We start from the raw sequence: 25,078 nt of genomic DNA, 5'->3' as shown, positions 1-25,078 counted from the left end.
TCAGAAAGGGGCACTGGTTGCCGAATGAAGGTTGGGCTGCTCAGTCGGGTTGCTCAACCGTCGCTCCTGGGGCGTTCGGCATGAAACATCAACCACAATCTGTACTCGCCAACGGTCCTGATCGATGCACCGCATCCTCGCCCGCAGAAATGCTGCGGGCACAGGTTTGCTCCGATCTTGAACTCTCCGTCCTCATGGAAGCGCATAACGGCCTCTCCGCTGCCATCGCCGAGCGCGCAGGGTTCAAAGGTCTGTGGGCGTCGGGTCTTTCAATTGCCTGCTCTCTCGGCTATCGTGATGTCAACGAAGCGTCATGGAGCCAACTTGTCGATGCAGTCGAGCGGATCGTGGACTCGACCAAACTGCCTGTTCTGGTTGATGGGGATGGCGGCTTCGGGAATTTCAACAATGCACGCCTCCTCGCCCGCAAGCTCCGTCAGCGAGGCGCTGCGGGCGTTGCGCTGGAGGATAGCTGCTTTCCAAAGATGAACTCGCTTATTGGCGATCGTCATCCGCTCGCCGATATCGACGAATTCTCCGGGCGCCTGCGGGCGGTCAAGGATACAGTCGCAGAAGACCTGGTCCTCGTGGCCCGGATCGAGGCGTTGATCGCGGGGCATTGCATGGACGAAGCAATTTTACGCGCTCACGCCTACGCGGACGCGGGTGCGGATGCGATCCTCATTCACTCGCGAAAGAGCACCGCGGACGAGGTTCTTTCCTTCACGCGCACCTGGCAAAACCGATTGCCCGTCGTGATTGTGCCAACGACATACTATCGAACACCGGTCTCTGCGTATCGTAGTGCCCGCATCTCAACAGTGATCTGGGCCAACCACTCAGTGCGAGCTGCAATAGCGGCAATGCGGCAGATCTGCCGTCGCATCATTGCTGAAGAAGGCGTTGCCGGCATTGAGCCTAATATTGCGACGCTCGACGAGGTCTTCGAACTGTTGAGGTATGACGAACTTGCCCGCGCGGAAGCGCGCTATCTGTCGTGAACACAACATTGCGTACGAAAGCGCACCATAACTTGGCGCCGATTGCCTGAATGGCAACTTGCAGAAACGACCTACCGAGCGGCGATTTCGACGCCGGCTCAATTGTCGCCCGGCTCTCGTTACACGTATCAGGACGCGCATCCATCGAAAACTCTGACACAGGTGTTGTGCCGACGGTCTAACTCGGGCGGGCAGTGGACCATTGCCTGTTCGCTGGAGCCAAATCTCTGCGCAGTGGATGCCACGGCATCGCACTCAACTCGGCTAATGCCTCACGTCTCCCTCCGCGCCGTGAGTGGCTTCGTAATATTTCTCATGATCGCAAGGCGGGAGTTGGCGAGCAGCTAGTTGGAGTGCATTCCGCGGAATTAGTGTAGGATGAACGAGAATAACTTAGATTTGTCGGTAACGCGAATTGACTTGTCGAGAATGAGCCGAGTTCGCCAATGCGTTCGCGGATAAGGTTGACAGCGTTCATTGAGTGAACCGCCTCGTCCGCTATCGCCTCGCGCAATCAAGGAACGTGTTGTTCCCAACGGCGTCGTAAAATGCCTTTCTGCAGCATGGGCGCGGCAAGTGCAAACCTCGTCAAATGCGATCATAACCGTCGGGGAGAATTCGTCTTTCAGATGTTCACCCGATGGGACCAAATTATGTGATCGAATGTCCAATCTCTCTCGAAATTCCGTTTCGGATCGTTAGCGACAGCTCAATGGCGTCATCCGTAGCGATTAGTCCTACTGCGTCATAATTGTCACCGACTTCGACGTGACATTGGCCCGATGCAACAAGGTCATTGAAAAAGTGTGGTACGAGAGCTGCGTTCAAACTTCTCCGAACCTTAGCGATCGAATTTGGGACGTGTCGCTCAGTCCGCAATGGCGGATCCCTCGGTCGATAAGCTTCGGGAACTGCAGCTTCCTTGAACAGCTTGGTGGAAGCTGTTTCTGAGAGAGGAATCGTTTCTCGCTCGGACACCAGAAATCCGTACGCGGCAATGCACGGTGTTACCTGACGGTGGGAGCCACGCCAGCTTCGCCACTCTAGGTGGCCAACGCCAACTTCTTGTTTGAGTTCGTGGCAGTCGCGCCCAATGCGCCAGCGCAGCTTAAGATCGACGAACTATCGGAAGCTAATGTTCGCCGGAAGCGCTGACAACCAATATTTGGTGGGCGCCTCCTTTCCTGCCGGCGACTCGATCCGCAGCCATTCCTCCAGCCGGCTTTCGACGCGCGAGTAATCTCGATGTGCTGGACGGACGCCCACACCGGCAAAGCGCGACGACAACCGCTCTGCCGTATCCTCACGACACGTGATCTTGTGCCAAGCATGTGATGGTAGGCCAATCGCACGCTTGTTGGCCGAAATCGGTCGGTGCCTAACCCTTCGGTGAGGCTTTCAATTACCCACTTTTAGTCGAACGGGCTGAGGGAGCGCACAAACCATTGCTCGCAGGAATCGAACGTGATTCTTTGTCTGGCAGCGGTTCGCAGGGGCCGGTGCAAATGGACGAAGAAGCCGACGCATGGTTTGCTCGCGAGCTCTCTGGTTGCAGCCTTGCCGACGAGCGCCTGAACAAGAGGCTCGCAAACTGCTAGCGCAGATCGGCAGCGTCAAGGGCGAAAGTGTTCCGCTGGTGCGCCAGGACTGGGCCAACACCAAGCCTGCGTATCGTTTTTTCTCCAACTCACCGGGTCAGTGAGGCGGACATTCTGGCCACTGCACGATCGACATGTTGCCTCAGGCAGTTTTAAGCGTGTCGCCGCCGATCTCGCGGTTGCAAGGGCAGAGCTCGTCAGTCTGTATCGCATCCAGAACGCGCAACGTGTCAGTCGGGCTGCGGCCTACATTGAGGTTGGTCGCATAGACATGCTGGACCGTGTTCTCAGGATCGATGATGAAGGTATAGCGATGTGCGATGCCATCACGCGAGCGCACTCCAAGGCCATCGACCAGTGCGCCCTTGGTGTCGGCAAACTGCCAGATGGATAGACGGTGCAGGTCCTTGTGGTCACGCCGCCAGGCGAGCTTGCAAAACTCGTTATCGGTCGACCCGCCAAGCACGATTGCGTCGCGATCGGCGAAATCCTTCGACAGGCGGGCAAATTCGGCGATTTCGGTCGGGCAGACGAATGTGAAATCCTTCGGGTAAAAGAAGATGACTTTCCATTTGCCGGGGAAACTTCTCTCAGTCAGCGTCTCGAAAGCGCTTTGCCCGTCCTCCTCCTGCAGGTGAAAGCCGGGCTTCACGCCTATGATGTCGAACGGCGGCAACTTACTTCCAATTCCAAGCATATTGTCCTCACAACATCGGGGGCACACGGAACAGCATTCCGCGACTGAGCAAGCAGTATGCCACCCGATCTGGCGGCAAGTGCCCGCCATGCCCGTCGTGGAACGTTCGCCTTTGATGGTGGCGATGTCCTCGAGCCCGATCTGCAACATGTCGTCTCCTCAATCGTCTCGGGCTTAAGGCGCGGGATTTCCCGTTTGTGCTCCTTGGCCGGCGCTCGTAGTGGAATCCGAGCGCCGAGTCTTTGTCGGGTTTCGGTCAGAGCCCTTGCGGCTGTCCGGTCCGCCACAGCCCGCCGGCGTCCGAGGCCACGCGGTTAGTTGAGCGTGATCAAAGGCTTAACGCAGGCGCGAAGGAAATGGCACGCCAGTTGCTAACTGGATGGAGCAACAACGAGCGAGGGCTGAGGGCACGCCGACGCTGATGGCGAGCGATGGCCTCCTTCCCGAAACTCGTGTGTCCATGGTTTCTACGAGAGAAACAGGCTCGCGCATTCGGCGCGAAAAATTGGCAATCGGTTGATGGAGAGCAACATGTCTTCGCTGAGACAAATCGCGTTTTATGGCAAGGGTGGCATCGGCAAATCGACGACGTCGCAAAATACGCTGGCGGCCCTTGCTGAGCTGGGCCAAAGGATTCTGATCGTCGGCTGCGATCCCAAAGCGGACTCGACTCGCCTCATCCTGCACGCCAAAGCGCAAGACACCATTCTGAGCCTGGCGGCGAATGCCGGCAGCGTCGAGGACCTCGAAATCGAGGACGTCATCAAGCTCGGCTACAGGGACATTCGATGCGTCGAGTCCGGTGGTCCGGAGCCGGGGGTCGGCTGCGCCGGACGGGGCGTGATCACGTCCATCAACTTTCTGGAAGAGAATGGCGCTTATGAGGACATCGACTACGTCTCTTACGACGTGCTCGGCGACGTCGTCTGCGGCGGCTTCGCGATGCCTATCCGTGAGAATAAGGCACAGGAAATCTACATCGTGATGTCCGGCGAGATGATGGCGATGTATGCTGCCAACAACATCTCCAAGGGTATTCTGAAGTATGCGAATTCCGGCGGCGTGCGTCTCGGCGGCCTGATCTGCAACGAGCGGCAGACCGACAAGGAGCTGGAGCTTGCCGATGCTCTTGCCAAGAAGCTCGGCAGCCGGCTGATCTACTTCGTGCCGCGCGACAATGTCGTGCAGCACGCGGAGCTGCGCCGAATGACGGTGCTGGAATACGCGCCGGACTCCAAGCAGGCGGATCACTATCGCAATCTCGCGACCAAGATCCACAATAATGCCGGACAAGGCGCTATCCCGACGCCAATCAGCATGGACGAGCTTGAAGATATGCTCATGGAGCACGGCATCATCAAGCCCGTCGACGAGAGCCAGGTCGGCAAGACCGCTGCCGAGCTTGCCGCTATTTCGGCATAGTTCATGTTGTCGGCCTTCTCGATCCGGGAAGGCCGACCTCGTCCACTCAGAAGCTGTGCGAAAGTTATGATCGGCACACAAGGAAAAACGACCGACACGATCTCATCTCGCGTGTCGGTAGCTCACGTCGCCAAGCAGCGAGACGCGAGTGAGCTCTACAAGCTTCTGACCGGGCGCCATCCCGCAGAAGTCGACATCAGCGACAATGACGACTTCGATCGCCATGTGCTGGCTTGCATTCTGGCCACATCAGCCATGGATGGCGGCCAACTTCCCGAACGGGCTGGCTTGACCAACCAGGAGCTCACTGGGCTCTTGGTGCAACACTTCCCATCCACCCCGGTCAGGAGCTGTACCTGGCGCGAACAGTCCGCCTTACCGGCGCCTGACGAGACAGTTATGGTACGCGACCTCCTGCTTGCGCAACGTTCCACTCATGGCGAGGTTGGCGGCTGGCTGGCGACGATGATCGCGCGGCGCGCCATGGAGCCTAATCACTTGTGGGAAGATCTCGGCCTGCGGAAGCGGGATGAATTGTCCCGTGTCCTCATGCGCCATTTCGGGCCGCTGGCGGCTCGCAACACGAAGAACATGCGCTGGAAGCGCTTCTTCTATCGCATGCTATGCGAAGATGACGGCCTGGTGATGTGTACCACGCCGGTCTGCACGGAATGCAATGATTTTGATCTTTGCTTCGGCGAAGAGAGCGGGGAGAGCCGGATGGCCGGACGTCGGCGGGATCATCTGCGCCGCCTTGATGACACCGTCCAAGCCGTCCCAAGCTTGAAAGGCTGAGTTCATTATTGATACCCCTCTTTGGCGCCATTGCGGGTATATCCTACGAGCTTTCGGCCACCTGTCGCATGGGGGTGAAAACAGACCGGGGCAAACGATTGCGCGTACCCGACCCACGGGCCGAGGCGGCGTCTGATGATCGCGGGTTGATATCTGGCGGAGCCGACAACGCGCCGCTGAAGGAAGTTGCCGTCGCACTCAGACAGCTCTGTTGCGTTGATACCGGCGTGCTGCTATCCGAACTGGAAAAAAGTCGCGGTCGTCGTTGCAGCCGCTGCGTCCCGTACCGTCCCGCTCAACAAGGCGATTGTCGACGAGCATGTCTTTAACAATGAATCCGGCATCCACGTCCACGGGCTGTTAAAGGACCTGGCGCAGCTACGAAGGGCTAGACCCGGGGCTGCTCGAGCGCTCCCCCCGGATTGTGATCGGCAAGCATTCAGGGTTCGCCGCGATTACCTTGCTGCTATCGTGCAACTTTCTTTCGGCGCCGAGCAAAGCGAAACCATCCCCGCGCCCGTCCGCAAGCATGCCATCGAGCACCAAGGTCTGGTTGCGCAGGAAACGGGGGTGGCGATTTGGCGCGACATTCACGAGAGCTCGCTCGTCAACAGCGAATCAGCCACGCGCGTCGCGCGATCGGTTGAAACATTCCAGCCTGGTCGTTTCTGGGCGCGGATCGAGATGGAGGTTGAGAATGACGACGGATGGGATCCTTGCGCGATTGAACAAGGCCTCGGCGGCAGAGGATTTTTTTGCACTGCTCGGCGTCGAGTACGATGCGAAAATCGTCGATGTGGCGCGGCTTCACATCCTGCGTCGCATGGGCCAATATCTCGCAGGCGAGGAGTTGACCGGTGCATCTGATCCTGAGATCACCGCGCGTTGCAAGGCCACGCTTGAGCGCGCCTATGCCGACTTCGTCACGTCCTCCCCGATCGAACAGCGCGTATTCAAGGTGCTGAAGGATGCGACCGCACCACAAGCGAACATGCATCCCGCATTGGTCCAGCTCGATTTGTTGGAGTGAATTGAGCTTATATGTCGTGCTCTGGACCGTGAAGGTCCCGAGAGCCTGACAGCAAGCCATGGCTTCGAATTCAAGCGGAAAGCTGCAGTTGCGGCCTCGCGGATCCGCAGTTCATCACCACGGCTCCTTAGGGGCCAATCACGACTCGCCGCCGATATTTCCATCCTTTCGAGCTGGTACGCAGGTGTACCTATCTCCTGCAATCATGCGCCGGCAGCGGGACCGCACATGTTGCGCGGAAAACTCAGCAAGGTTCAGATGAGTGTCTTCTGTCGCATTCCGGACACGGGTCAGTACGGTCTCGAATGTTTCGACCTCGTGAGAGGCCGCCAATCCGACTTACTTCTTCAGTAAGATTTTGAAATAGCGGCCAATTTTCATCGCCTGCGCAATTGGTACGACAATTGCTGACATATGCTCAGCTAGTTTGGAGCAGCGCATGCACGTCTTGGTTCGCATCGATTTTATTTTTGACGCCGCGCAGGTTCGCGCGCGCTGCCTGCCGGCACCATAATGCGTCGCGGCGCCAAAGCGATGGTCGCATACCTGGCTGAGCTGAAAGGTGCGTTTGATTCGTGCGCCCCCGTTGGCCGATCCCTGCCCGAGGTTTCGCGGGGAGAGCCGTTGCTCAACAGCGCCGGCCGTGCGGCGCTGTTGACCGGGCGCCTTGAGCGCCGCCCCTCCTGTCCTCGCCAGGAGTTGCGGGCCTGTCGCTATGATCGGCAAGAAACAAGCGCACTCGGAGCAATGAGATCGCGCTTCCACCGGCAACGACGCGGCCGACAATCGTACCAGCCGAGCCCCTCGCAGGTCCTTGATCTGTTGCACCTCGGTTGCATCTCTAAGATGAGGAGGACCAATCGATCGGCACGCCTGACCGGCCCGGTCGGTGCCTTAGCAGTGCCGGGAACCAAACCGTCGTCCCAGAATGCCGCATCCGGAACGAACCGGAAGCGCGTGCTTCCGGGCTCGTCGTCAAGGTCCAGCAACGGCTGTATCGGCCCCACGCTGCTGCCAGGCCGTGCTGACGCGATGCGGGCCGGCATCCGGCCCGACGCTTAACTGAAGAAATCTTCAAGCGCAAATTCCAAACCTGGAGGCGGAGCATGCGCCGCTGGCGAGCCGCTACTGAAAGCGAATGGGAGTACAGATGATGAGCACCGCACCGAAAAGTGCAGCTCCGGCCGCGGGTGGTGGTCGCGCGGCGACCAAGAGGGAACTGCCCGAGCGATTTAAGCCGTATAAGCACGTCTGGGTTTTCATCGAGCAGGAACGCGGCGTTGTGCACCCCGTCTCATGGGAGCTGATGGGGGCCGGCCGCCGGCTCGCCGACAAGCTCAATGTTGACCTCGCCGCGGTTGTCATCGGCCCGGTCGGGGAGACAACGCAGCAGGCGGTCGCCGAATCCTTCTGCTACGGCGCCGACCTCGCCTATATCGTCGCGGACAATCTCTTGGCCGATTATCGCAACCAGTCCTATACGAAAGCTCTGTCAGAGCTGGTCAACACTTATAAGCCGGAAATCCTACTCCTAGGGGCAACAACACTCGGCCGCGATCTCGCCGGCTCAGTGGCCACCACATTGCTCACCGGCCTAACTGCGGACTGCACCGAGCTCGATGTCGATGCCGACGGCTCGCTTGCGGCGACCCGGCCGACGTTTGGCGGCTCACTGTTGTGCACGATCTACACACTCAACTATCGTCCACAGATGGCAACCGTCCGTCCGCGCGTGATGCCGATGCCCGAGCGCGTGACAGGCGCCGTCTCGCGCGTCATCTCGCATCCGCTCGGGCTTGTAGAAGAAGATATCGTCACAAAGGTCCTGTCCTTCCTGCCAGACCGCGATTCTGCAAAGTCCAACCTTGCCTATGCCGACGTGGTCGTCGCTGGAGGGCTCGGTCTGGGATCGCCTGAAAATTTCCAACTTGTACACCAGCTCGCGGACGTGCTTGGCGCCGAATATGGCTGCTCGCGGCCGCTGGTCCAGAAGGGCTGGGCCACCTCGGACCGACAAATCGGCCAGACCGGGAAAACCATCCGGCCAAAGCTCTATATCGCGGCCGGCATTTCCGGCGCTATCCAGCATCGCGTCGGCGTGGAGGGCGGCGACCTCATCGTTGCCATCAACACTGACAAGAACGCTCCGATCTTCGACTTTGCCCATATCGGCATCGTCACCGACGCCATTCGACTGTTGCCGGCATTGACCTCTGCATTCCGCGCGCAGCTATCGCCGCACTCGCACGACCGCATCGCTGGCTAGGGGAGCTTGTTATGATTCAGGAAAGATTCGACGCCATCGTCGTCGGTGCTGGCATGGGCGGGAACGCGGCGGCGCTTACAATGGCCGAGCGGGGTCTGAAAGTGCTGCAGCTGGAACGCGGCGAGTATTCCGGGTCGAAGAACGTGCAAGGGGCCATCCTTTATGCCGATATGCTGGAGAAGCTGATCCCGAATTTCCGAGAAGATGCGCCGCTTGAGCGGCATCTGGTCGAGCAACGCTTCTGGATCGTGGACGAGCGTTCGCACACCGGGATTCACTATCGATCCGATGATTTCAACGAGGAGAAGCCGAACCGCTACACCATCATCCGTGCCCAGTTCGATAAATGGTTCTCCCAGAAGGTCCGCGAGGCCGGCGCTACGCTGCTGTGCGAGACCACGGTGACCGAGCTCCTCCGGGATTCCCATGGCAGGGTCGTCGGGGTGCGCACAGACCGCGATGGGGGTGAAATCCATGCAGATGTTGTCGTGTTGGCCGAGGGGGTGAACGGAGTGCTCGGGACGGGTGCGGGCTTAAGAGGGCGGCCGAAACCGGACAAGGTCGCACTCGCGGTTAAGGAGATGCATTTTTTGTCGCGCGAGACAATCGACGCTCGCTTCAATCTCAAAGGCGACGAGGGGCTCGTCATCGAAGCGGCCGGAACCATCTCCCGCGGCATGACCGGCATGGGCTTCATCTATTCCAATAAGGAATGCATCTCGCTCGGTATTGGCTGTCTTGTTGCCGACTTCCAGCGTACCGGCGAGACGCCTTACGGCCTGCTTGAGGGTTTCAAGCGTCACCCGTCCGTCGCGCCGCTCATCGAGGGTTCGGAGGTCAAGGAATATTCCGCGCACTTGATCCCCGAAGGTGGGTACAGGGCAATTCCGCAGCTTTGCGGGGAGGGCTGGGTGGTCGTCGGAGACGCCGCCCAGCTTAACAACGCCATCCATCGCGAGGGGTCCAATTTGGCGATGACGTCGGGCCGTATCGCGGCGGAAGCGATCTGCCTTATCAGATCGCGAAAAGATCCGATGACGGCCAAAAATCTTTCGCTTTACAAGAAAATGCTTACTGATTCTTTCGTGATCAAGGACCTGAAGAAGTACAAGGATATGCCGGCACTCATGCATACCCACTCGCAGAACTTCTTTCTCACATATCCGCAGCTCTTCTCCAAGGCGATGCAGGATTACGTGCGCGTCGACGGCACACCAAAGCTCGAGAAAGAGAAGCTGATGCTGAGCTCGTTCATTAAGGCGCGGTCTTGGAGTGGGCTGTTTAGCGATGCCCTGCGCATTGCCCGGGCCTGGCGGTGATCCAAACCTAAGACAACGACGAACGACGGAGCCAGAAACAATGCCGAGCGAGCCATCCCAACGTGTCGAGGATAAACTATTCTACAACCGTTATCTTGTCGATTCCGGCCGTGCCCATATCAAGGTGCGTCCGCACACCACGCCATCCTCGCGGCTCTTATCGATGTTGAAGGCCTGCCCTGCACGGTGCTACGAGCTCAGCGATAAAGGTCATGTTGAGGTGACAGTCGACGGGTGTATCGAGTGCGGCACCTGCAGGGTGATCTGCGAAGAAAGTGGTGATATCGAGTGGAGTTACCCACGCGGCGGTTACGGTGTCCTATTCAAGTTCGGTTAACACTTCGGGTGAGGGCCCTGCCACGGCGGCTGCGTCGTTCTCGCGATCCAACGAGATCACGCGTGAATCGGGGTTAACCCGGGCACGTTCAACCAGTGTCCCAATCTTTCCATCTACCCGGCGGTTCTGGCCAGTTTCGTCCTCCCTGGAAGGTGGCGGTGATCCGCCCGCCGCCACCACCTCGCTGCCTATCACCTACTGACGGAATGTTGGAAGCAGGCCTTCGCTCGGCCGTAGCCTCCGACCCGACAACATGCCATTCCGCGCCTTGTAGACTAGAAAAGCACGAGGGCATCACGAAAATAGCGCGTTCTGAGTCTTCGCGCGACCGCCGGTTCCGCGTTCGTCAGCCGGACTGGGCGCATGCACCACACAACTTTGCACTTTCATTCCGCTGTATCGACGGCATATATCGTCCGCCGGAGAGCATGACGATGGTTCGGGTACAAAAGAGCAGGGCAGCCGCTAACGCGCGGCGAGCAGATGCAGGGCGTGAGAGTTCGGTTGGCGACATCCAGGCTCGCATAGTCGAACTGAGAAGCTTGCCGCGCGAGAAGCTCGCGGATGCGGCGTTCATGCTCTGGATGAATGCACGAAGCCAGCGCGAGTTGATACGACAGGCAATCGAGAAGCGCGCCGCGGTCGAGTTAGACTTTGATCCGCCGGCGAAAGGGGATTTGGCGACCTATCTCGCCAATGATGTGGTCTCGACCTTACGCGACCACGTTGCTGAACTTCCGACCTTGCTGGACCTCTTGGTTCAGCGAGCGCCTGACGTCGGCTTCACCGTCCATCGGGAGGAGGCCGTTTCGCTGCTCGCCGCAATCGTTCGCGAACAGCGGCTCGAAGGCGTCCTTGAAGGCCTCAGGCTCGCCGGCCTTCTGAACGAGCCAGCTAAGCATCGCCATGGCGGGATCGGTTCAGAAGTGGATTTGAGGGAAGCTGCCGACGGCACGTGAGTGGCGAGGGCGCTTTGAGGACAATGTCCCTGCAGATGGAATGTCTACAGGCAACAGGGACGTCGGAAATCTCGGTGCCTGCTTGCGAGGACAAAATTGCTTGAAATTCGCGGCGCAGTTCCTTGTCGTCCGTTTATCGCTGACGCGGAGCTGCCATGCACGCTCCATTGCAGTCCCGAGCGCGTATAGCTCGGCGACCGTCGCGTTAGTGAACCCGAGGACCGCGGTTCAGCCCGCGCAGTGCGCTGCGCTCGTCGATCCTGGAGCCTTTCGCTAATAGCCAAGCAAGGGAAATCACCGAAGGAGACGTCGACCGAGCCGCGGCGATGTGTCAAAGCGGCGAAAGGCGATCGCTCATAGCGAGGCGCTCTGGTGAAATCGACCGTCCTTGTTCCGGTCATCACTGGCCGCGCGCTGGCGAACGACGGGGGAAGGGCAAGTATTCCGCGAGCTACTCGGCAACAGCGGACAAGCTCAGTGGCGGTCCGCCGCAAACTGACAAAGGGTCTTCTCGGGTCACGCTGGATCGTCGGGGTGAACGCTCTGCCGCGCGTCTGCCATACACGCATGATCGTTGATCGATTTCCGGAGAATTGCGCCGGAAGTCGCCTCGCCTATTTGCTGGGCCGCGAGCCGCACCCGGATTTCGTCGCACCTCGCGTGCACGATCAGGGCGACGGCTTGGCCAAAACACGCCGCTGCGTGCGCCGAACAGCGTGTTCCGCGCAACAACCGGGCCTGATACGTTAGTAAGTCCGCTCAGAGGCCAGGAAAGCGCCTCACGTGCTGTGACCAGCCGCACTTCACTGAGCTGCTGCAATAGTCTGACCGCATCCGATCGCAACTTCCATCGCGATCAGCACGACTATAACCCTCCAAACGCAGCGAGCGCCGTGTCTCGATGATGCCCGTCGGCGCGTTGGCCGTTCCGGAGATGGCCCGCAGTTTGCGCTGGAGCATCTCAAGCCGCTCCTTCAATTCGTCTTCGTCTTTCAGGCGCGAATAGAGCCGCTCCAGCGCCGGCTTGCCCCAGAGTGCGTCGGGCTTCTCCGCAATGGCTGCGCGGCCCGCCACACGCTGCTGGACCAGGAGCGCATCGCCGATCAGCTGGAGAATGCCCTTGGGTCCCCGCGCGGTCGGCCGCGCTCGGCTAGTTCGCGTGCAAAGGGTGTCTTCGCGCCGGCGGCCGGAGGATTTCCGATTCAAGAGGGGAGGTAGAACGATTGTTCGAAACGGCACAGGTTGAGCAAAGGCGGGGCACCCATGTGTGTTCAATTTCATCCAGAGTATGTCAGCTAGCTCACACGGCGAGCCTTGCGGGGGCGGAACGTTTCGACGCGCAATCAGAGGCTTAAGGGCGGTGGCGGGGTGGCATAGCTGTTGCTATCGAAATCTCGCAGACCGAGCGGAGGCTGAGTGCACACCAGGTCCGACATGGCGGAAGCAGGACGTTAGCGGTCGACCCAGGTGCGGAAACTGAAATGCGGTTTCGAGCGGTCTACCACACAAGGCCCGAGTAAAAAGGCAAGAGGGACCTGGACCATGCATATCGAACCGGGAATAGTAACAGGCGCCAAGCTTGTGTTGAGCTACGCCATAGGCCTTGCGACGTGCTGCGTCGCCGCCAAGCTTCTGGTCGAGACTATGCGCGAGCGGGGCGCTCTGTCATTTGCCCTGCAAGCCATCGCCGCGACGCTTGTGTTCATGTTCTTCGAGATCCTGCCGCACGTTGCGGTTGGCGTCTCCGAGGTGCGCTTCGTTCCCGGCTCGATGCTGTTTCTGTTGTTCGGCGCGGCGGCGGCTGCGTTTGGTCTTGCGCTCGGCCAGTTGCTGGAAAATATACTCTTTGTTCCGGCCGACCTGCCGCAATTTGGTATGAACGCCACGACGCTTCTGGTGCCGTTGTTTGCAATGCAGGCGCTCGCCAGTCGGCTCATCCCGTCCAACACCGCGCATCGCGATCTGCAGTACAGCAAGGCGCTTGCCCTCTCGACGGCGTATCAGTCTGGTATCGTTGTCTGCGTCACGTTTTGGGCCCTCTACCGCGCGGGCTTCGGCACCGCCAATCTCTATAACATCGCATGGTTCGGGGTTTCCTACGCACTTGTGGCCCTGGTCCAGCTAGAGGTTGAGATGGCTGTGCTGGCGCTCGCGAAACAAGTTGGGCGGCGTGACTGCGGGCGGAGTTGTCGCCAACCGCCTGTAGAAGGCATGTTTCCGTTGATAACAACGAGGGTCGTCGGAGCGCCCGTTTTGCTCAAGCGATGCATACGCTTTCCCTTACAGTTGCCGTGAGCAGCGACCGCGGACGGCGCGTGCTTGCTGCTATCGGTGCCAGAAAGGCGGCCGAGCTTATGCTCATTTCGGACAAGGTCACCGGGAAATCTTATCACGCCGACTTGCGGCCGGCCGTCTGCGCCTGCTTCGTCGCTAATCAGCGGACGCGCACGACGGAGTTCGTCCTGCCGGTGCGCGATGCAGCCGAGGCGGACTGCCGCAATGACGTGGAGCACGGGCCCGATTCGCTCAGCGCAGCAGCCGGGTCGCACAGCATCGCGGGCGAGGTTGGAGGTGAGGGGAGGGGTGCGCTGCTGATTCAGGAGGAATCATCTGTCGAGCGAGCTTACCTACGGAACATTAGCACTGCTGCGATCGAGCGCCTTTGGCCACTTGGCAGCGCTCTGCTGCGCTCGTCGGGAATGGTCGCGGTCCGACAAAGAAAATCGCCATGCCAGGATTGATCATGGTGTTGACCATGCTCGCACTGTTCAGCATCGTCCTGGCCGGCGGGCTGACGGGGCCGGCAAAGGTCATCAGCACCGACACCCTTGAAATCAACAGAACACGCGTTCGACTCTGGGGCATTGACGCGCCGGATGAGACCCAAATGTGCCGAGATATCAAGGGCAATCTCTATCAATGTGGCCTCAAGGCCGCGCGCGATCTTGAAAGCTTCGTTGAAGATCGCGAAGTCAGTTGCGTTCCAGTCCTGGAGGATGAGTGTGGACGGACGATAGCGACCTGTTCAGCTGGTGGCACCGATATTGGAGAATGGTTGGTGCGCAACGGTCTCGTGCTCGATTGGAAGCAATACTCCAGGGGACGATACTATGCTGCGCAACGCGCGGCCGATCGTGCCGGGCTGGGCTTATGGGCGGGCAGCTTTGCCGTACCTTGGTTATATCGAGCGTGCATTCGGTTGGGTGGTCGACCAGCCAGCTGTTCTGACGACGCGAACGCACATCCTTGATGGCTACCCCTACACCAGAATACGCGGTTGCTCCGCGTGAGGTGACAGTCACGGGCGAGCTGGCTCGATCGGGAGTGAGTCAAGCTCACCACTGCCGCCCAACCATGCTCAACGAGTAGGATGGTCCCGTACTCTTGGGCGGGATGGTCGGAAGCAGTTCGGAGAAAACGAAGACGCTCTGCCGATCATATCGTTCTGTGATGCATCTTCTCCCTGCAGCTCCGTAGGGCAGACATCGCATGACTCGGGCAAGCGACCTTTCTTGGCCGGCGCCCCGGAGCATCAGCGGCATACCTGGGATCCATTACTGTTCTATTCGTATTCGCGAGTTCGGAGGCGAATTGTTCGTGCCGCTCCGGGTGTTACATCGTGCCAGACGCCATGGCCGTGGGCACGCCGATTGTCGACGGGCGTATCGTCCTCACCATGGGCGTTCGCGTTGCGACACTGAGGCTCGCGGTCAACAGGTCTCGGCCCAGAGGGCCTGCATCGGCATCCGGTTCACGGCGACTTTCTTCGGCCATCATCACTGCTCCCTTCTCGGCGCCGCGCCCCTCGGCGGTGCGCTGGAACGCGCCCAGGCCGACAAACACGGCGGCCAGTCTCTGCGATCGTTGCGGCGCTGACCTGCTGTTGGTCAATGCTTCGATGTTTTCGTCAGGACACGAGCTTCAGCCCGACAATGCCGGCCACGATCAGTCCGATGCTGGCAAAGCGAAACGCGGCGGCCGGCTCCCCGAACAGGATGATGCCGAGCGCCGCGGTGCCGACCGCACCGATGCCGGTCCAGACCGCATAGGCAGTTCCAATGGGCAGCGTCTTCAGAGCAAGGCCGAGCAGGATCACGCTGCCGGCCATGGCCGCGAGCGTGAGCACGGACGGAACAAGCTTGGTAAAGCCCTGAGTGTATTTGAGTCCGATTGCCCAGGCGACTTCCAGGAGACCCGCGACCAACAAAATGCTCCAGGCCATGGCAACCCTCCGTTCATGGCGGGGTCGTCCCCGCGGCTGATGTGATGATGAGCGGCAAGGCCGTCCTCGCCTGGGCTCCCGATTCGTTTCGATCAGTCAGGGTCAACTGCTCTCAAGGATGAGCATTCCGACCTCAGTGGCTCGGCGAATTCACACGATCGACAAAGTAGAAAACCGTCCGCGCCGTTCATGCGACTGGTAATCCTGCAAAAAGCCGCCCCTTCGAAGAGATCCTTGTGTCTGTCGCGGAGAAGGTTGCCCAGAACGTGGCGTCGCTCAAAATCCATGCAGCAGAAGGTAACGTCGCCGTTTGGCAGAAGAACATTCCGATATTGCCGTTCGTCTGGACATCTCAACGCTCCAAGGATTGGCTGTCGTGCTTCAACCATCCTAAGCTCGCCGCTCCCAGGCCTGCTGCGCGGGGGACGCGAGCGAACGAGCGCTTCGTCAGGTATTATGTCGAGTAGTTCAGGATGCACCTCGCCCATGACTATGAAGAGCAGTGACGAAATGCCGGCATCAACAAGTTGGCGCATCAAATCGACATAGTTGCGTCTGACGAGACCACTGTCCATATGCGTGCCGTCGTCAAAAACGTGCACCAGGAAACCGCGGAACTGCAACGCACGCAAGCGTCTTAGATCCCGCCCATTCATTCCTACGAGGGTTGTGAAAATCCGGATTCCATGGCCACACGCGTAGGCATGCTCAACCATTTCGGTGCAAGCCGGATTGAGCCAAGGCTCCGAATACCCGGAAAAGCTGATGTCCACAGTTGCTGGTACGCGCGCCAGGCATCGCTTGAAATCCTGCAAAGAAAGATGCTTCACGTCGGATATAGCTCTTTGCCGTTCGGCGAACTTGTCCTGCGGGCAATAAGAACATCCGACGACACAGCCCGTTGTCGTGGTTACCTCCAAGACCCTGCCGCCACTAATTGCAGAGCGCAGCTCCTGTGCAGTCATCGATTGTATATTATCCACGTCCGCGCTCCGCCATTGGGAACAAAGAGATCTTGAGGGGGCACCCTCGCGTTGCATCCCTCATGTCGGTTCGCTCATGCATCATCCTCGGTTCGTCGCCCATCACCGCGACACTTCACGGTCGCAAGCCGCGGCCGCGATAGATGAAGACAGCGCCGATGGCTCACTCACCCTAGCGCCCCCAGTCCAGCAGGATCCGGTGGCTGCCGAGTGCACATGCATCGACGGCGTCGATCTAACCTCTCGCTTGTTCCAACAAGCATCACTCATGCCATTGGCGGTATTGTCCATAAGCCGACACATCCGCGATAACTGTCTTCGCAATGGCACAACGGAGGCGCAACTGCGATCGAAAGCGTACAATATGACGCTATGTACGATTCAAGCTCTCTCGAAATGAGTTGAATGGCAGCCTTCCTATGAAATGTGAGGCCGTTGCCGCCGCCCCGAGGGCCATGTCATCATCATCGACGTGCATCGGGACCGGCCGCGCGAAGTGCCGACTGGGAGTGCACTTTGCCGCAGTCAAGAGTGCGAATTCTTTACACGACTTCATGCAGCAAGTCGTGAATTTCAATAGTTGGAAACGCTATACAAGGGAGCGGCGTCGTCATGCTCTCCCATGCTCGGGAGGCGGCTGGATAAATATCGGGGCGCCAGCGCTACGGCCGGACTTGCGAGGCGTCTTCTCGATGATGGTCCAGAACAGGAGTGGGGCCGCGCTGGCCTTGCGTACGAATGTTCCGCCCTACTGGCTTCCGACTTTTTCTAAACCGCTGGCAAGTCGGCGGCGCTAGTAGGGCACGGGCGACTTCACCTATATCTACGATATCGCGATGGGCAGTTTCACGGTTGGCTCGGGCGCGGTTCGCTCATCGTCTTTCACGGGGGGCAGTTCACCGACAACCCCATTGCGGTGTTCATCGGACAAAGCTCGAGTGGCACGCGCAATTTCGCTTCGACTCCGAGCGTCCTGCCGACCTTGATGCGCTTCTCGCTCGGTGTCGCGTACAACGACGTCCTCAAGCGACTTCGATAGCCGCACTCTTGCCGCTTGGTCATGTCCTCGATGCCCTGGCAGCTTAGTGTTTCGTTTACCAATCTCAGGTAGGAAATTGTGCGTTATGTAGGGTATGGGGGCTATGTGCCCTAATTGTGGAGGTCGCTATGACTGCGGACGAGCCATCTTGGAAGATGTTGATCGCCTTCTTGACGGTAATCACGCTCTCCACGGTTTTGCTTCACGCTGGGCACAAGCCGGAGATCGCGATCATGCCGTGCTTTCTGTTGTCGATGCTGATGCAGGGGCGGCTGACCGAGTGATGGCTTCGACCAAAAAGCCTACCGATCTCGCAGACAAGAGTCCTTCCGGTCCGGCCGATGTGATGCGTGCCCCCCGCATCCTAATCGTCGATGACGATAAGGCTGATGCAGATCGCATTGGAACGGCGTTAAAAAATCCCCTGACGAAAATTGGGCAGCTTGATTGCAAGATAGAGTGGGTCAACGACGTAGCAAGCGCTCGCCAATATCTCGAGAAAGATGATATCGACTTGTATTTCCTTGACCTTGATATCTCGGAATACTGGGGAAAGCCGACCGACAAGGAAACGGGCAAAGCTTTCGTGAAAGCTGTAATCAACAATACGAATGCTGGCATCATCGTATGTTCTAATCTGCCGATTGACGAGGAGGCGCCACCTCTCATCGAGTATGGAGCAGATGATTACGTCGAAAAATCCTACGGCTTCATGGCAATCGCACCCCGGGCAATGTCGGTCTGGCGAAGAACGCATACCGAGAGGCGTTCCAAGCAATCGCATTCCGGCCGGAGGTTTCGGATCGGGAATTGGATGTTCACGATTGGTGATCGTCAGATTACCGATCGTTTGGGGATCTCCAAGCGGCTTTCGATAACCGAACACATTTTCCTGCGCCATCTCTGTGCGGTGCAGGGTCATGCTATCGATAGCGAAGTCTTCAACATCGAGGTGCTGCGTAGAGAGAAAGGTGATAAGCACGTTCGACTGGACGTCTTCGTGCCAAGGCTTCGCGCCAAGTTGAACAACACGATCGACTTGGTTCCCCAAGGGCGAACGGGGATTTACAGGCTCTTGGACGTTGAAGAAGTGTTCTCCTTATAGTTTGCTATGGCGCCTTGAGTGTAGTTTTCAATTTTTGAAGATCCCAATACGGATCGATGAACGGGCACTTGTAGTTGGGTCCGATATATTCCCTCTCGGCGTCATCAAAGAAGATCCGAGCCGCACCATGAGACTCCTCAGGTATGATCAGGAAAGCGGCGTCCTCTTGTATAAAGTCTAGGTCGCCGACGTGCCACCACTCTCGTTGCCATTCGAAGAAGTAGGTGGTTTTGCCTGGTGCCTGGCTGGCAGCCGACCACCTCGAGCCCTCGCTTTCGCGAGCGTCAGCCGATTCTTTCCAAATCGGCCAGACACTTTTCGAGGTTATCCTTGGCTTCGCTTAAAAGCCTCTTCGTCTCGCCCAGTCGCTTGAAGTCAGGTTTCACCGGGCCGGCACCCACCGCGCTTAAGTGATGGCAAACAGTCGTGAGATCGCTAGACATATCCTCGAGAACGAAAGCTATATTTTCGAGCGGCACTAGCCCCGAAAAAAAGGTGTTGGATACAGTGTCGTCCTGGCCGGTCGGCCCCTCGAACTTCACCTCGACGAGCGGGACTAGGACATCGCGATTGTCACGCGCAGCTCTGCCCATACTCATGACCAGCGAGCTGAATGTCGCCGAGATATATGTAAGCCGGTCGACCAGGGCGCTTCCATACAACATGACAGCGTCGGGATCGCTTTGCACCTCATCCGGCTTCGAAGCACTAAGATCTTCATTCGACATGTTCGGTGTCCTCTCCCTGCAGATGCAGGATCCCCACGGGGAATGAGACGGCTTTGGCACTCGTCATGGGTTCTATCGTGTAGGAGCCGTGCGCTTCGGCCTTTTTTGCCTGTACGACAGCGACGGTAAGAGCTTGATAGGAGCTTTTCGTCCTCGCCTTCATATATCCGGGCGCGGCGGGTGCCGGCCCATGGAAATGGAGCAGATAGTCCTCCATCGCTCGCCGGACGCCGACAGCGCTCGCGTTCAGCGTCCCAGCTGTGGCGTGCGATGAGCCCTGCATTGCCAAATCAATAAAGGTGCGAACAACCGTGTCTGCATCTGCTGCTAGGTGGAGCGGGTGGGCGGCTACCGGAAATTTGTCTCGAACGAGATGGGTTGACCCGCCACGCTCCTTCGCTTCGCGCTTTTCTAACGCAAGCAAGCCGTCACGCGTCAGCGCGAAATGAGCGAATTTGCCCTGTGTTGTTCGCTCCACGAAACGCGCATTCGTCATGAGGCGGAGGATACGGCTGAGATTTGCATCTCTCAGAGACAACCTCTTTGCGATCGCTGCCTTTTCCATCTGGCCCGACGGTGTGTCGCGGAGTAACGCAAGTATTGCGACGACGTGCTGACGATGCATGACCTCGTCTGGACGCGCGAGCTTCGAGGTATTGATCGACATCTGCAGAAGGTCGTAGAATGCTCTGAAGCGCTCCGCATAGGCAGCATTCCTTGGTCCGAGTGTTGCGCTCATCCGACGCAAGATATCGAACCATTCCCGCAGCTCAGGGTCACGCCGACGGCTTTCAAGGGCGTTCCAAACCCACGCCCCGAGTGTTGCATAGAGGCGCTCCAAGCTTCTTTCGGAGCCCTCTTTGAGGAGGTCCGAAATGACACGCCGTGCCTCGCTCGCCGTCGCTTCGCCCGTCTCTATCTTTTCCAATGCTACGTCCGACATGGGCTAGCCCTACACCACAACCATTAAGAACGTTTTACAACGATTTACTCTGATTTTAGTCCCCGAATCTAGGTGTCAAGGGCCCCATTTGTAGGCAGCCCAAACGCTTTTTTGACCGAGTTCCTCGAGAGAAACCGCGCTGGGTTCCTTCAGAAGCGGTAGGATGCTACCTATTCTGTGATCTTTGAGCGCTGTTTGGGTCGGATGCTGCACCACGAAGCTACGGGTGCCGAACCGCACCTCAACCTGAGCCGCAGTGATCTGGTGGCCGTGCATCGTGCGGTCGTTTCCCATCGATGGGACAAGCATCACGTCCACATCGAGTTCGCTGAAGGGTGTCTCGCAGACGTCACAGAAATCCAGGCAAATGGCGATCCCAATCAAAGCGCCTTCGGTTGCCAGGACACATACGCGGTCACCCGCAGCGATGTTTTCCGTTCCCCAACCATCGTCCGCGTACGGGGCGATCTTGTCGTAGATCAGGCGCTCCTCTCCATAGCCGTTGTAGATCCGGGCTCGGTTGACGATCCCACGGTCGGTTGTCTCGTGCCAGGTCCCTGGAATCAGAATTTCGGGAGCTTCCAGCTCGTCCGTAATGTCGCGATCTCGAACGAGCTTGAGGATCTTCTCGCGCAATTCCGGCGAGACGGTTAACTCGGGCCACACAATCGCGATGCAGTTCTCCTTCAGAGCCTGACTGATCTGCTGAGAAATCGTGTCCTCAGCTAACGGCACCTCAATGCCCGAGATGATGAAGCGCTTATCGCCCTCTGTTGAACAGAACTCTGGCTCGAGCTCTAGTGGCTTGAACAGGCAAGCGCCCATCTTCCATTCGCTCACATCCGGTGCGGTACTATGCAATGTGCGAGTATCCACGACCTGGACAGGATAGCCCTGTATCACTGAGGGCAAGATCCGATGAAAGAGCAGGCCTCGTTTTGAGTAGGCCTGCAGCCTTCGAGCCGGACGCAATGCGCTCACGCCCTGCCGCGGAATGAACCAACATCTAAGCTGCTCGACGTGCCACTCACTCGGCGCGATCGGCCAATGAGACCGCCGATCAGCAAGCGCACGATCGAGTTCCCGTATCAGGCCGCCCATTCTTACGGCCGCGAGTTCAGGCGTCTCATCGGACAGCGACCAAGAGAGATGGCCATCTCCTATTGCGCCGGTGAAGCTCTCTCGTGCGTCCTCGATTCGCTTTTCTGTAAGATTTCGGTAGGCCTTGTGCACGCTTCCCGGAGCATTCCGAAACAGCGTATCGAGCTCGATCAGAGCTTTCCTGAGATCATCCCGACTGGCCTTCGTGACTAGCTCCTGCCGCGCGGCAAGCTCCCGCGCCTCCTTCTTCCAGGCATCAAAAACTGACGTTTCGGCTCGGCTGTCCACGCGCCCAGGCAAAATTTTCGTCCCAATCACCACCACCAATATATTCCATCGATAGGCGTGCGCCGACGATTTTGCAATCGGCCCGACCAGTTGCTCACACTTGTCGGCCGGTGCCGAGCCGCCACAAGTGACTCGCTTTCGCAGAAGTGTACGACCGCAGTGAAAATCTGCGCAAAACCGAGTGGGGACAACGAAAAGCTGCATTGTTGTCACGATGCTATTGACGAACCCATGCGGACTGTTTTTCAATGTGCACGGGAGATCCGCGGGTGCTCAGGCACGCGGACGGGGGCGTTCATATGGGGATATTCAGCCGAGCCGCGGCTGGCATTGGCATCTGCCTTGCCGTGGGCGGGTGCACCAGCCTGTATCATATTCATGACCCGCAGACAGGTGTGATCACGGTGGGTGAGCTGCCGTACTTTCTCAAGTCGATCAGGTGTGAGGTCGTGACTTTCTACCAGCTCGAACGCGAGAGGCGAAAGGAATACCTGAAGATCTACAAGAGGCGGCCTGAAGAGGCGTTCGATAGGTACGCTCATTTCGACATCGACCCCTTCCTGTACGGCACATTCTTTCTGGAGTTGAAGGTGACCGATACCGGCGGGCTCGGATCCGGTACAGCATTCGACTACAAAAGGATTCTGAGCGTGAGCAGTAATGACGTGACCCATGTGGGCCCCACTGCTTCAGCCCAGGATACCTATGACCTGATCTGGTCATTTCTGATGAAGCAGAACGCCCAGCTAGCGTCCGATACGGCGCCGGCGCCGGCGGATCCAGCAAGGTATGAGCGTGGCTGCTATCGAGGAGCGCCTGCGGACCTGATCGAACTCGAGGGCCTCGCCGAGCATAAGTATCCGGACCGCGCCGCCTACAAGCGCATCATTGTCGATGCATCCAAGCCGCTCGCAGCTTGGTTACGGGACAACGCGATCCTCATAGCCGCCAACAATCTCACGCCGGCCATGCCTTCGGAGAGCGCGGAGCCGGCGCAAATGACGTACACGTTTTCAGTCCAGGTTACTGGCGGCGTCGAGGCAAAATACTCTCTCACCTCGTCGCGCTGGACGCCTGCTGCAGTCCAGGCGTCGGCCTCCGCTCAGCAATTCAGTAATCTCGGAATCTACATCAACGGTCCGAATGCCGTCCTTGCTAACGGAGCCAAATCCGGGTCCGCCGGCTATGCGGACAAAACGCCGCCGCTTGGATCAAAGGACAATCCAATTTACACGGCACCCTCGCCGGGAGGAGAAAAGTCGCAGGAATTCCCGGGAGCAGCCGGGTCCACCGGGCGCCGTACGGGCGCTGGGCCTCGGACAAATGGTTTCATTGTGGCGCCAGTGCCTGTGTTCCCGCCGACCCCTACACCGACGCAGTAGGAAAATGTTTCGCCCGTGGCCGCCCAGACTCGTTCTGTTGCTCGTCCTCTTGTTCTGCTGGGGGGCGAACGCTCAACCTGCGCTTCCTTCGGGAGTCTCCGAAATGGAATTGTACGGCACGGTCATTCGCGGCTCGAAATGGGACATCAAAGAGATACCGGTCTGCTGGGAAAACCTGCAGCCGAAGGATCAAAAGTATGCCGATCTTGTTCGAAAAGCGGTTGCGGAAACGTGGGAGACTGCGGCGCAAGGTGGCGTGCGGTTTTCGAAGACCTGGCCGTCCTGTACCGACGGCGCGCCGGGTGTGCACGTGCGAGTCTCTGATGAGGGTGCCCACACCGACGTCGTCGGCAAGTATCTCGACCGCAAGCCATCGGGCATGACTCTCAATTTCAGTTTCGATCATTGGAGCAAGGGCTGTCGAAATAGACGCGAGTTCTGCATTCGTGCGGTTGCAGTCCACGAGTTCGGACATGCTCTTGGTTTCACCCATGAACAGAACCGCGACGATGCGCCGGAGCAGTGCCGCAACGAGAAAGCTTCTGGCTCGGTCGGCGATTATAAAGTCACCAAGTACGACCCCAATTCCATAATGAACTATTGTAATCCAGCATGGAACGGAAACGGACAGCTCAGCCCTCTCGATATCGCCGCTGTCAGGACATTCTATCCCTCCTGACACTCGGCCCTTTGGTATTCATGGGCGCTCCCGCGCAGGCGGATCGTGCGGCAGTGCAAATTGCTGCGCGTTACAACGTCAGGACGGTTCACGTCCAGTTCGTTGGCGTGATGTACAACGACAAGCAGGAAGTCGGCGGCGGCTCCGGGCTGCTCATCGGCGACAGCCTCGTGCTGACCAACAGCCATGTGATCGGACGCGAGGAGAACTATAAGAGCTTCGAAGTCAATGCCCGTCTCGGGTCGCGCAATGCGAACCCGATCAAAGTCACTGCGGTTCATCGCGACGATGCCAGAGACTTGGCTCTTCTCGAGCTGTCGCAGTCCGCCGGAAACAGCGGAGGCGCCTCTCGTTGTCCGATGCCCGTGATCGATGACAACCAGCAAGCCCCGATGGGGACTCAGCTTTATCTGCTCGGTTATCCGCTCGATCTGGATCTGAGCATATCGAGCGGTCTGATAAGCAACCAGACTAGCCCGAACGGTCGCTGGCAAACGAACACGGTCATGAACGTCGGCAACAGCGGCGGCCCCGCATTCAACGAGTTCGGCGCCCTGCTGGGGATCGCAGTTGGCGGCATCGTCAAGTGGAACGAGGCGGATGTTTTTGGCGTCAACTTCATCATTCCCGCCACCGTGATTACTGCAAGCCCCCTGTACAGCATGATCGCGGCCATTCCGCAGCCGTCTGTTTGCTGGACCAAGTGGGTCGAGACAACGATCTCGTTTGAGAACTGGACCAAACTGAATTCCACGCATGTGCAGACGCAAGCCAATGCCGGCGTGAAGATCCCCGAAATCCTCTCCGGAGCGATCCATACGCTTCTGCCCGAAGACCGCCGCCTCATCGTGAACGTCCCGGTGTCGCAGCTCGTCGACCCGAAGCTGATCGAGCGGGCGTATACGGTGGACAAAACCAAGGACGATCACCCGGTCGTATTTGCGGAGCATTCGGCGGACTACGCCGAGACTTTCCCTGCTGAGCCCGGCTACCGCATCACAGGGTGCACGTGGCACGTTGAGACCGCCAATGGTGCCAGCAATATCGGTTGCGCGATCAACGGCGGCGGGGCGGAGGTTCGCTTCACCTACAAGCTTACCAGCGGACCTGCTGTCGACAGGTATCGCGGATGGCTGGGCGCTACGGTCAACGTTTCCCAAACCCTTGCAAAGTAGGTAGCTGAT

Annotated in this window: 23 protein-coding genes and 2 pseudogenes; 17 read left to right on the top strand and 8 right to left on the bottom strand. The window is 58.5% G+C overall.

Going from position 1 to position 25,078, the window contains the following annotated elements:
* The first annotated feature begins 149 nt into the window (after positions 1-149).
* Positions 150-1,001 carry a phosphoenolpyruvate mutase gene (gene aepX, locus AC0L23_RS34360; protein WP_473358004.1) on the top strand — a complete coding sequence of 284 codons (852 nt, stop codon included), beginning with the start codon at positions 150-152 and terminating at the stop codon, positions 999-1,001.
* A gap of 1,525 nt (positions 1,002-2,526) precedes the next feature.
* Complete coding sequence (locus tag AC0L23_RS34355; RefSeq protein ID WP_473358000.1) at positions 2,527-2,703, top strand: transposase DNA-binding-containing protein; 177 nt, start codon at positions 2,527-2,529, stop codon at positions 2,701-2,703.
* A 38-nt stretch (positions 2,704-2,741) separates the two neighbouring features.
* On the opposite strand, the gene AC0L23_RS34350 is transcribed toward AC0L23_RS34355, so the two are convergent.
* Entirely contained in the window at positions 2,742-3,296 is a 555-nt protein-coding gene (locus AC0L23_RS34350; RefSeq protein ID WP_219682354.1) for a peroxiredoxin, read from the bottom strand.
* Positions 3,297-3,827: 531 nt separating this feature from the next.
* On the opposite strand from AC0L23_RS34350, the gene nifH reads away from it, so the two are divergent.
* The 4 genes and pseudogenes from nifH (at position 3,828) to nifW (ending at position 6,543) form a co-directional block, all read left to right on the top strand.
* Complete coding sequence (nifH, locus tag AC0L23_RS34345) at positions 3,828-4,718, top strand: nitrogenase iron protein (RefSeq protein ID WP_007600043.1); 891 nt, start codon at positions 3,828-3,830, stop codon at positions 4,716-4,718.
* 66 nt (positions 4,719-4,784) lie between these two features.
* Positions 4,785-5,513: a nitrogen fixation protein NifQ gene (locus AC0L23_RS34340; protein WP_473357999.1), complete on the top strand. Its 729-nt coding sequence runs from the start codon at positions 4,785-4,787 to the stop codon at positions 5,511-5,513.
* Between the two features lie 161 nt (positions 5,514-5,674).
* Positions 5,675-6,104, top strand: a pseudogene (locus AC0L23_RS34335) (homocitrate synthase/isopropylmalate synthase family protein); the annotation flags it as partial.
* Between the two features lie 106 nt (positions 6,105-6,210).
* Positions 6,211-6,543 (top strand): nitrogenase stabilizing/protective protein NifW, encoded by a 333-nt coding sequence (nifW, locus tag AC0L23_RS34330; protein WP_473265632.1) that lies wholly within the window; start codon positions 6,211-6,213, stop codon positions 6,541-6,543.
* A gap of 339 nt (positions 6,544-6,882) precedes the next feature.
* Here the strand turns inward: nifW and AC0L23_RS34325 are convergent, their stop codons facing one another.
* Positions 6,883-7,371 carry a hypothetical protein gene (locus tag AC0L23_RS34325; protein WP_473357998.1) on the bottom strand — a complete coding sequence of 163 codons (489 nt, stop codon included), beginning with the start codon at positions 7,369-7,371 and terminating at the stop codon, positions 6,883-6,885.
* A 322-nt stretch (positions 7,372-7,693) separates the two neighbouring features.
* Here AC0L23_RS34325 and AC0L23_RS34320 point away from each other — a divergent pair, with 322 nt between their 5' ends.
* From AC0L23_RS34320 to AC0L23_RS34305, 4 genes are all read left to right on the top strand, one after another.
* A complete protein-coding gene (locus AC0L23_RS34320) occupies positions 7,694-8,809 on the top strand; it encodes an electron transfer flavoprotein subunit alpha/FixB family protein (protein WP_433994762.1) in 1,116 nt (371 codons plus the stop codon).
* Between the two features lie 11 nt (positions 8,810-8,820).
* Positions 8,821-10,128, top strand: a complete 1,308-nt coding sequence (locus tag AC0L23_RS34315) for an FAD-binding protein (RefSeq protein ID WP_473297104.1) — start codon at positions 8,821-8,823, stop codon at positions 10,126-10,128.
* Between the two features lie 40 nt (positions 10,129-10,168).
* Positions 10,169-10,465 (top strand): ferredoxin family protein, encoded by a 297-nt coding sequence (locus tag AC0L23_RS34310; RefSeq protein WP_007600062.1) that lies wholly within the window; start codon positions 10,169-10,171, stop codon positions 10,463-10,465.
* Between the two features lie 428 nt (positions 10,466-10,893).
* On the top strand, positions 10,894-11,424 hold the full coding sequence (locus AC0L23_RS34305) for a hypothetical protein (protein WP_473357997.1): 531 nt from the start codon (positions 10,894-10,896) through the stop codon (positions 11,422-11,424).
* An 803-nt stretch (positions 11,425-12,227) separates the two neighbouring features.
* Here the strand turns inward: AC0L23_RS34305 and AC0L23_RS34300 are convergent.
* A pseudogene (locus AC0L23_RS34300) lies at positions 12,228-12,593 on the bottom strand (RMD1 family protein); the annotation flags it as partial.
* Between the two features lie 373 nt (positions 12,594-12,966).
* Here AC0L23_RS34300 and AC0L23_RS34295 point away from each other — a divergent pair.
* From AC0L23_RS34295 to AC0L23_RS34285, 3 genes are read left to right on the top strand one after another with little or no spacing between them, the layout of a single operon-like run.
* On the top strand, positions 12,967-13,719 hold the full coding sequence (locus AC0L23_RS34295) for an energy-coupling factor ABC transporter permease (RefSeq protein ID WP_473357996.1): 753 nt from the start codon (positions 12,967-12,969) through the stop codon (positions 13,717-13,719).
* Between the two features lie 20 nt (positions 13,720-13,739).
* Positions 13,740-14,165, top strand: coding sequence for an SAM-dependent methyltransferase (locus AC0L23_RS34290; protein WP_473297100.1), 426 nt, complete (start codon positions 13,740-13,742; stop codon positions 14,163-14,165).
* Positions 14,153-14,674 carry a thermonuclease family protein gene (locus AC0L23_RS34285; protein WP_473357995.1) on the top strand — a complete coding sequence of 174 codons (522 nt, stop codon included), beginning with the start codon at positions 14,153-14,155 and terminating at the stop codon, positions 14,672-14,674. The genes AC0L23_RS34290 and AC0L23_RS34285 overlap by 13 nt, the downstream gene beginning before the upstream one ends.
* A gap of 657 nt (positions 14,675-15,331) precedes the next feature.
* Here the strand turns inward: AC0L23_RS34285 and sugE are convergent.
* Complete coding sequence (gene sugE / locus AC0L23_RS34280) at positions 15,332-15,646, bottom strand: quaternary ammonium compound efflux SMR transporter SugE (RefSeq protein WP_204513354.1); 315 nt, start codon at positions 15,644-15,646, stop codon at positions 15,332-15,334.
* A gap of 92 nt (positions 15,647-15,738) precedes the next feature.
* Positions 15,739-16,611: a radical SAM/SPASM domain-containing protein gene (locus AC0L23_RS34275; RefSeq protein WP_210350941.1), complete on the bottom strand. Its 873-nt coding sequence runs from the start codon at positions 16,609-16,611 to the stop codon at positions 15,739-15,741.
* A 1,205-nt stretch (positions 16,612-17,816) separates the two neighbouring features.
* Between AC0L23_RS34275 and AC0L23_RS34270 the strand changes: the two genes are divergently transcribed.
* Positions 17,817-18,773 (top strand): response regulator, encoded by a 957-nt coding sequence (locus tag AC0L23_RS34270; protein WP_204513356.1) that lies wholly within the window; start codon positions 17,817-17,819, stop codon positions 18,771-18,773.
* A gap of 284 nt (positions 18,774-19,057) precedes the next feature.
* Here AC0L23_RS34270 and AC0L23_RS34265 read toward each other — a convergent pair whose 3' ends face one another.
* The 3 genes from AC0L23_RS34265 to AC0L23_RS34255 form a co-directional block, all read right to left on the bottom strand.
* On the bottom strand, positions 19,058-19,501 hold the full coding sequence (locus AC0L23_RS34265; protein WP_085351816.1) for a hypothetical protein: 444 nt from the start codon (positions 19,499-19,501) through the stop codon (positions 19,058-19,060).
* The gene (locus tag AC0L23_RS34260) at positions 19,491-20,444 is read right to left on the bottom strand and encodes a helix-turn-helix domain-containing protein (RefSeq protein WP_204513358.1); all 954 of its coding nucleotides are present in this window, start codon (positions 20,442-20,444) and stop codon (positions 19,491-19,493) included. Before AC0L23_RS34260 ends, AC0L23_RS34265 begins: the two co-directional genes overlap by 11 nt.
* A 75-nt stretch (positions 20,445-20,519) precedes the next feature.
* Entirely contained in the window at positions 20,520-21,869 is a 1,350-nt protein-coding gene (locus AC0L23_RS34255; RefSeq protein WP_473357994.1) for a carbon-nitrogen hydrolase family protein, read from the bottom strand.
* 263 nt (positions 21,870-22,132) lie between these two features.
* Here AC0L23_RS34255 and AC0L23_RS34250 point away from each other — a divergent pair, with 263 nt between their 5' ends.
* The 3 genes from AC0L23_RS34250 to AC0L23_RS34240 all read left to right on the top strand — a co-directional run bounded on the left by AC0L23_RS34250 (position 22,133) and on the right by AC0L23_RS34240 (position 25,069).
* Positions 22,133-23,215, top strand: a complete 1,083-nt coding sequence (locus tag AC0L23_RS34250) for a hypothetical protein (RefSeq protein ID WP_204513360.1) — start codon at positions 22,133-22,135, stop codon at positions 23,213-23,215.
* Between the two features lie 103 nt (positions 23,216-23,318).
* Positions 23,319-23,894, top strand: a complete 576-nt coding sequence (locus AC0L23_RS34245; protein ID WP_231189440.1) for a M12 family metallopeptidase — start codon at positions 23,319-23,321, stop codon at positions 23,892-23,894.
* A gap of 20 nt (positions 23,895-23,914) precedes the next feature.
* Positions 23,915-25,069 carry a S1 family peptidase gene (locus AC0L23_RS34240; RefSeq protein WP_231189437.1) on the top strand — a complete coding sequence of 385 codons (1,155 nt, stop codon included), beginning with the start codon at positions 23,915-23,917 and terminating at the stop codon, positions 25,067-25,069.
* Positions 25,070-25,078 lie beyond the last annotated feature (9 nt).

Source organism: Bradyrhizobium sp. MI1.4 (assembly GCF_055811315.1).
The sequence above is the reverse complement of the archived record's forward strand: the minus strand, read 5'-3'. Positions and strand labels throughout refer to the sequence as shown.

Excerpts from the sequence above, each read along its gene's own strand:
- aepX (WP_473358004.1), top strand. The coding sequence starts at position 150 with ATGCTGCGGGCACAGGTTTGCTCCGATCTTGAACTCTCCGTCCTCATG.
- AC0L23_RS34355 (WP_473358000.1), top strand. The coding sequence starts at position 2,527 with ATGGTTTGCTCGCGAGCTCTCTGGTTGCAGCCTTGCCGACGAGCGCCT.
- AC0L23_RS34350 (WP_219682354.1), bottom strand. The coding sequence starts at position 3,296 with ATGCTTGGAATTGGAAGTAAGTTGCCGCCGTTCGACATCATAGGCGTG.
- nifH (WP_007600043.1), top strand. The coding sequence starts at position 3,828 with ATGTCTTCGCTGAGACAAATCGCGTTTTATGGCAAGGGTGGCATCGGC.
- AC0L23_RS34340 (WP_473357999.1), top strand. The coding sequence starts at position 4,785 with ATGATCGGCACACAAGGAAAAACGACCGACACGATCTCATCTCGCGTG.
- nifW (WP_473265632.1), top strand. The coding sequence starts at position 6,211 with ATGACGACGGATGGGATCCTTGCGCGATTGAACAAGGCCTCGGCGGCA.
- AC0L23_RS34320 (WP_433994762.1), top strand. The coding sequence starts at position 7,694 with ATGATGAGCACCGCACCGAAAAGTGCAGCTCCGGCCGCGGGTGGTGGT.
- AC0L23_RS34315 (WP_473297104.1), top strand. The coding sequence starts at position 8,821 with ATGATTCAGGAAAGATTCGACGCCATCGTCGTCGGTGCTGGCATGGGC.
- AC0L23_RS34310 (WP_007600062.1), top strand. The coding sequence starts at position 10,169 with ATGCCGAGCGAGCCATCCCAACGTGTCGAGGATAAACTATTCTACAAC.
- AC0L23_RS34305 (WP_473357997.1), top strand. The coding sequence starts at position 10,894 with ATGACGATGGTTCGGGTACAAAAGAGCAGGGCAGCCGCTAACGCGCGG.
- AC0L23_RS34295 (WP_473357996.1), top strand. The coding sequence starts at position 12,967 with ATGCATATCGAACCGGGAATAGTAACAGGCGCCAAGCTTGTGTTGAGC.
- AC0L23_RS34285 (WP_473357995.1), top strand. The coding sequence starts at position 14,153 with ATGCCAGGATTGATCATGGTGTTGACCATGCTCGCACTGTTCAGCATC.
- sugE (WP_204513354.1), bottom strand. The coding sequence starts at position 15,646 with ATGGCCTGGAGCATTTTGTTGGTCGCGGGTCTCCTGGAAGTCGCCTGG.
- AC0L23_RS34275 (WP_210350941.1), bottom strand. The coding sequence starts at position 16,611 with ATGACTGCACAGGAGCTGCGCTCTGCAATTAGTGGCGGCAGGGTCTTG.
- AC0L23_RS34265 (WP_085351816.1), bottom strand. The coding sequence starts at position 19,501 with ATGTCGAATGAAGATCTTAGTGCTTCGAAGCCGGATGAGGTGCAAAGC.
- AC0L23_RS34260 (WP_204513358.1), bottom strand. The coding sequence starts at position 20,444 with ATGTCGGACGTAGCATTGGAAAAGATAGAGACGGGCGAAGCGACGGCG.
- AC0L23_RS34250 (WP_204513360.1), top strand. The coding sequence starts at position 22,133 with ATGGGGATATTCAGCCGAGCCGCGGCTGGCATTGGCATCTGCCTTGCC.
- AC0L23_RS34245 (WP_231189440.1), top strand. The coding sequence starts at position 23,319 with ATGGAATTGTACGGCACGGTCATTCGCGGCTCGAAATGGGACATCAAA.
- AC0L23_RS34240 (WP_231189437.1), top strand. The coding sequence starts at position 23,915 with ATGGGCGCTCCCGCGCAGGCGGATCGTGCGGCAGTGCAAATTGCTGCG.